Raw genomic sequence first — 5,471 nt, forward strand, 5'->3', positions numbered from 1 at the left:
AGGTCGATAAGCGATCGGCGAGGGCGTCTATGCTCGGCATGATGATTCCTGCCGTAGGCTGTGATCCCGCGCCGTGCTACGTCGACCAGGCATAGGCTTAGACGGCCTCGTTGGACTCGTCCTCGAACGCTGCGAACAGCGGTTCGTCTTCGACGATTTCAGCGTTGGCGATGAACTCGTAGCTCATCAGGCCTTCAGCGATTTCACGCAGCGCTACAACCGTAGGCTTGTCGTTTTCCCACTGAACCAGTGGCTCTTTGCCGCCGGTGGCCAGTTGACGGGCACGTTTGGTAGAGAGCATGACCAGCTCAAAACGGTTTTCCACGTGGTTCAGGCAGTCTTCAACGGTTACGCGGGCCATGGTATTCCTCGGAGCGAATGCAATATGCGCGCTGCCCGGTTGGGCGAGCGGACTCAACAGTTTAAAAAATCACCAGCGATTAGGGAAGCGCTGATTTTTTAACCAAGCCCTTCAACGCGCCGCAAGTGCCAATGTAAAGCCCTTGCAGCGGTTTTGGGAAGTGCTGATTAGCCGAGCAATTCGGCCAGTAATTTGCCGAAACGCACCTGTTGGCGTTTCTGCTGCAGCTGATTGGCACGGAAAATCGCCTTCAGATCGTCCAGCGCGTGGCCGAAATCATCGTTGATGATCAGGTAGTCGTACTCGACATAGTGGCTCATTTCACTGACGGCTTCGCGCATCCGCCCGGCAATGATCTCGTCGCTGTCCTGGCCGCGGTTGGTCAGGCGCTGATGCAATGCTTGCAGCGACGGCGGCAGGATGAAGATCGAACGTGCCTGCGGCATCAGCTTGCGCACTTGCTCGGCGCCCTGCCAGTCGATTTCCAGAATCAGGTCCTGACCTTCGTCCAGGGTTTGCTGCAGGCGGCTTTGCGAGGTGCCGTAGAAGTTGCCGAAGACTTCGGCGCGTTCGAGGAAGTCGCCGTGCTCGCCCATCTTCACGAACTCTTCGCGGGTCACGAAGTGATAGTTAACGCCGTCCACTTCACCCGGACGCATGGCGCGGGTGGTGTGGGAGATCGATACGCGAATCTCCGGATTGGCATCGGTCAAAGCTTTGACGAGGCTGCTTTTGCCCGCACCCGATGGCGCGGAAATGATGTACAGGGTGCCGGTGCTGTGGGTCATGTCTGTTGCCTTACTCAATATTCTGCACTTGTTCGCGCATCTGCTCGATCAACACCTTGAGGTTGACGGCGGCTTGGGTGCTGCGCGGGTCGAAGGCCTTGGAGCCCAGTGTGTTGGCTTCGCGGTTGAGTTCCTGCATCAGGAAGTCGAGGCGGCGCCCGGCCGCACCACCGGACTTGAGTACCCGGCGAACTTCGATGATATGGGTGCTCAAGCGGTCCAGCTCTTCGGCCACATCGCTTTTTTGCGCGAGGATGACCATTTCCTGTTCCAGGCGCTGCGGATCCAGTTCGGCCTTCATGTCGGCGAAGCGGTCGAGAACCTTCTGGCGCTGGGTCGCGAGCATCTGCGGTACCAGTTCACGCAGGGTCACGACGTCTTCTTCAATGGACGTCAGGCGTTCGTTGATCAGTCGAGCCAGCTCTGAGCCTTCACGCTCGCGGCCCGCTTTCAAATCTTTCAGGCCTTGATTGAACAGTGCGAGGGCTTCGGCATTCAGCGCTTGCGGATCGCTTGCATCAGCAACCAGCACGCCAGGCCATGCCAGCACCTCCAGCGGGTTCAGCGCGGCCGGATTCTTGATCAGCCCGGCAACGGTTTCGGCGGCGGCGACCAATTGCGCGGCGCGCTCGCGATCAACTTGCAGCGGCTTGCCGGTGCTTTCTTCGGTGAAACGCAGGGTGCATTCCAGTTTGCCTCGCGACAGGCCCTGACGCAGGGCTTCGCGGACGGCGCCCTCAAGGTCGCGGAACGACTCCGGCAGGCGCAGGTGCGGTTCCAGATAGCGGCTGTTGACCGAGCGCAATTCCCAGCTCAGGGTGCCCTGGACGCCGGCTTTTTCGACGCGGGCGAAGGCGGTCATGCTGTGCACCATGGCGGTGACCTCGCAATGCAGATCGGCGCGGAACTGCAGTTCCACGGGCGCGATATGAATGAATTTAAGCCGACTGGCAGCAAAGGCGCAGGATTGTAGCGCAGTGCGGCGAATGCGCCCAAACACACGGTGTGACAAAGGGCTGCAGCCCGTCGGTAATGCGTGGTTCAGGGGCTTCGGTCGTCGGCGCGGATTTTTAACAAGTGCCCAGTGACGGTGCAGCGCTCTATAATGCTCGGCAGTTTTCCGTCCCTAGTACAGGTATTCCCTATGAAACGTCCAAGTGGTCGCGCTGCCGATCAGCTCCGCTCGATCCGCATTACCCGCAACTACACCAAACACGCCGAGGGGTCCGTACTGGTCGAGTTCGGTGATACCAAAGTCATCTGCACCGTCAGCGTCGAAAACGGCGTGCCGCGTTTCCTCAAGGGCCAGGGCCAGGGCTGGTTGACTGCCGAGTACGGCATGCTGCCGCGCGCCACTGGCGAGCGTAACCAGCGTGAAGCGAGCCGTGGCAAGCAAGGCGGCCGCACCCTGGAAATCCAGCGTCTGATCGGCCGTTCGTTGCGCGCTGCGCTGGACATGTCGAAGCTGGGCGACGTGACGCTGTACGTCGACTGCGACGTGATCCAGGCTGACGGCGGCACCCGCACCGCGTCCATCACAGGTGCCATGGTCGCGCTGGTCGATGCGTTGAAGGTCATCAAGAAGCGCGGCGGCCTGAAAGGCGGCGACCCGCTCAAGCAAATGATCGGCGCGGTATCGGTCGGCATGTATCAGGGTGAGCCTGTGCTGGATCTGGACTATCTTGAAGATTCCGCCGCCGAGACTGACCTCAACGTGGTCATGACCAGCACCGGCGGTTTCATCGAGGTGCAGGGCACCGCCGAAGGCGCGCCGTTCCAGCCTGAAGACTTGAACGCCATGCTGGAGCTGGCCAAGAAAGGCATGAACGAAATTTTCGAACTGCAGAAGGCCGCACTGGCCGACTGAGCAGGTTCCAACCCGCAAGGAGGACGCGATGAGTGACGAGCAAGAGTTGCTGCCCAAACCGAGCCAGGAGGTTCGCCAATGGGCGATGTTTTGTCACCTGTCCGCCTTGCTGGGGATCTGGATTCCGTTCGGTAATCTGATCGGGCCGTTGATCCTGTGGCAGATGAAGCGCGAGTCGGATCCGTTCATTGATGCCCAGGGCAAGGAAGCGCTGAATTTTCAGATCACCGTGGCGATTGCTGCAGCGATCTCTCTGCTGCTGATGGTGTTGATCATCGGTTTCTTCCTGCTCGGTCTGCTGGCCATCGGTGCGCTGGTGTTGACGATCATCGCCGGAGTGAAGGCCAACGAAGGTTTTCCTTATCGTTATCCGTTCACTTGGCGCTTGATCAAATAACGATCAGTGCACATTTCCCCTGGGAATTGTTGAAGTTCGTAGTGCTTTAAAATAAATGCCCTGACTTGTCAGGGCATTTGTATTTTTGCAACTGAAATAGTTTTCCTGACGCGTAGGATTAGTCTGCTTGCGATAAGCGGATAAATAGCTTGTAACATCATTTTCGTTTTTACACTTTTAGTCACAACTGCACAGCCTTAGTGCTGTGCACGATCTTGGCAATTAGAGTTCGTGATTGTTAAAGTCGTCGCACGTTATATTCCTGTTGAAATATTTCGATATATTCAGACCATCGAAGGTTCTTGAATTTCACAGCAATCAGTGTTGAGACGATCAGCCGATTCATGGGGCGTGCCCAGGTAAAAAGTGCGCCTCTGAATATATAGCCAAGAATAATCCCAATGATTCAGCTCGATTTTTATGGAACGCTTGTTGCCGCCTCCTTGGTACTTCTGCTGGGGCGCGGACTTGTTGCACGTGTCGGATGTTTGCGTAATTACAATATCCCGGAGCCCGTCGCGGGCGGTTTAGTGGTTGCTCTGGTTTTATTGCTATTGCGCACTTTCGAAATTGAAATTCGATTCGATACTTCCCTGCAAACTCCTTTGATGTTGGCATTTTTTGCCACCATCGGATTGAGTGCGGACTTCGCCAGCCTGAAGAAGGGTGGCCGGGTCGTAGGCATATTTCTATTGGCGGTAACCGGCCTTCTGGTCGTTCAGAACGCCATGGGCATCGGCCTTGCGACGATGCTCGGGCTGGATCCGTTGATGGGCCTGCTGACGGGCTCGATTACCTTGGCGGGTGGCCACGGCACAGGCGCTGCGTGGGGAACGGTGTTCAGCGAGAAATATGGCTTGGCATCGGCTTCCGAACTGGCGATTGCCTCTGCGACGTTTGGCCTGGTGCTGGGTGGCTTGATTGGTGGTCCGGTGGCTCGTCTGCTGATCAAGCGTGTTCAAGTGCCGGGCTGCAATCCACAGGAAACGCCACGTTTGCCAAAGGGATTTGAGCAGCCGAACAAAGAGCGCTCGATTACGCCGTTTTCGTTTATCGAGACGCTGGCTTTGATCGCAGTCAGCCTGCTGGGCGGCAATCTCTTGAATGGCCTGTTGCAAGGAACGGCGTTTGAACTGCCGACATTTGTCTGTGTGCTGTTTGTCGGGGTTGTTCTGCGTAACGGGTTATCAGCGCTGGGTTTGTATCAGGTCTTCGAGCGCGAAGTCTCTGTGCTGGGAAATGTCAGCCTGTCGCTGTTCCTGGCAATTGCCTTGATGTCGCTCAAATTGTGGGATCTGGCCGCTCTGGCGTTGCCGATTTTCATCATCCTGGCGGTACAGGCCTTGGTCATGGCGCTGTTCGCGATCTTCGTGACATTCAGAATGATGGGTAGTAACTACGATGCGGCGGTACTGGCAGCAGGTCACTGCGGATTCGGACTAGGTGCGACGCCAACGGCCATCGCCAACATGCAGGCGGTGACTCAGCGCTACGGGCCTTCGCAGATCGCGTTTCTGGTGGTGCCGATGGTGGGGGCGTTCTTTATCGACATCATTAACGTGATCGTTATCAAGCTGTACCTGGTACTGCCGTTTTTCGTTGCCGTCTGATCCCCGGTTCATGTCCGGCGATCGGCTTTAGCGTGGGTTGGCGCATAAAAAAATGCCCGTATCGTTTGATACGGGCATTTTTCATGTCTGCGAATCGACGCTTAGATGGTCAGCGTCCAGTCGTAGTCGACGATCAGCGGCGCGTGCTGCGAGAACCGTGGCTGACGTGGCAGGCGTGCGCTGCGTACAAAGCGGCGCAGACCCGGGGTCAGGATCTGGTAGTCGAAGCGCCAGCCGAGATTGAGCATCTCGGCCTGTTCGTTGTCCGGCCACCAGCTGTACTGGTCGCCTTCGCGGCTGACTTCGCGCAGGGCATCGACATAGCCCATGTTGCCGACAATCTCGTCCATCCAGGCGCGTTCTGGCGCCAGGAAGCCCGGGGATTGCTGGCTGTCGCGCCAGTTCTTGATGTCGAGCTTCTGCTGCGCCACGTACAGCGAGCCACAGT

General features: G+C 57.4%; 6 protein-coding genes and 1 pseudogene. 3 read left to right on the forward strand and 4 right to left on the reverse strand.

Annotation, left to right across the window (positions count from 1 at the left end; genetic code table 11):
* Positions 1 to 97 precede the first annotated feature (97 nt).
* From rpoZ to ACIONG_RS29680, 3 genes are all read right to left on the reverse strand, one after another.
* Positions 98 to 361, reverse strand: coding sequence for a DNA-directed RNA polymerase subunit omega (rpoZ, locus tag ACIONG_RS29670; RefSeq protein WP_007894670.1), 264 nt, complete (start codon positions 359 to 361; stop codon positions 98 to 100).
* A gap of 167 nt (positions 362 to 528) precedes the next feature.
* A complete protein-coding gene (gmk, locus tag ACIONG_RS29675; protein ID WP_401304517.1) occupies positions 529 to 1,149 on the reverse strand; it encodes a guanylate kinase in 621 nt (206 codons plus the stop codon).
* Positions 1,150 to 1,159: 10 nt separating this feature from the next.
* Positions 1,160 to 2,023 (reverse strand): YicC/YloC family endoribonuclease, encoded by an 864-nt coding sequence (locus ACIONG_RS29680; RefSeq protein ID WP_103302951.1) that lies wholly within the window; start codon positions 2,021 to 2,023, stop codon positions 1,160 to 1,162.
* Between the two features lie 270 nt (positions 2,024 to 2,293).
* Between ACIONG_RS29680 and rph the strand changes: the two genes are divergently transcribed.
* From rph to gltS, 3 genes are all read left to right on the forward strand, one after another.
* Positions 2,294 to 3,016, forward strand: coding sequence for a ribonuclease PH (gene rph / locus ACIONG_RS29685; RefSeq protein ID WP_027610407.1), 723 nt, complete (start codon positions 2,294 to 2,296; stop codon positions 3,014 to 3,016).
* A 28-nt stretch (positions 3,017 to 3,044) separates the two neighbouring features.
* The gene (locus tag ACIONG_RS29690; RefSeq protein WP_103302601.1) at positions 3,045 to 3,413 is read left to right on the forward strand and encodes a DUF4870 domain-containing protein; all 369 of its coding nucleotides are present in this window, start codon (positions 3,045 to 3,047) and stop codon (positions 3,411 to 3,413) included.
* A 401-nt stretch (positions 3,414 to 3,814) separates the two neighbouring features.
* The gene (gltS, locus tag ACIONG_RS29695; protein ID WP_315445031.1) at positions 3,815 to 5,023 is read left to right on the forward strand and encodes a sodium/glutamate symporter; all 1,209 of its coding nucleotides are present in this window, start codon (positions 3,815 to 3,817) and stop codon (positions 5,021 to 5,023) included.
* Between the two features lie 101 nt (positions 5,024 to 5,124).
* On the opposite strand, the pseudogene crc reads toward gltS, so the two are convergent.
* Positions 5,125 to 5,471 (reverse strand): annotated as a pseudogene (crc, locus tag ACIONG_RS29700) (catabolite repression control protein Crc); the annotation flags it as partial.

Source organism: Pseudomonas sp. NPDC087817, from assembly GCF_044742875.1.
GTDB lineage: Bacteria > Pseudomonadota > Gammaproteobacteria > Pseudomonadales > Pseudomonadaceae > Aquipseudomonas.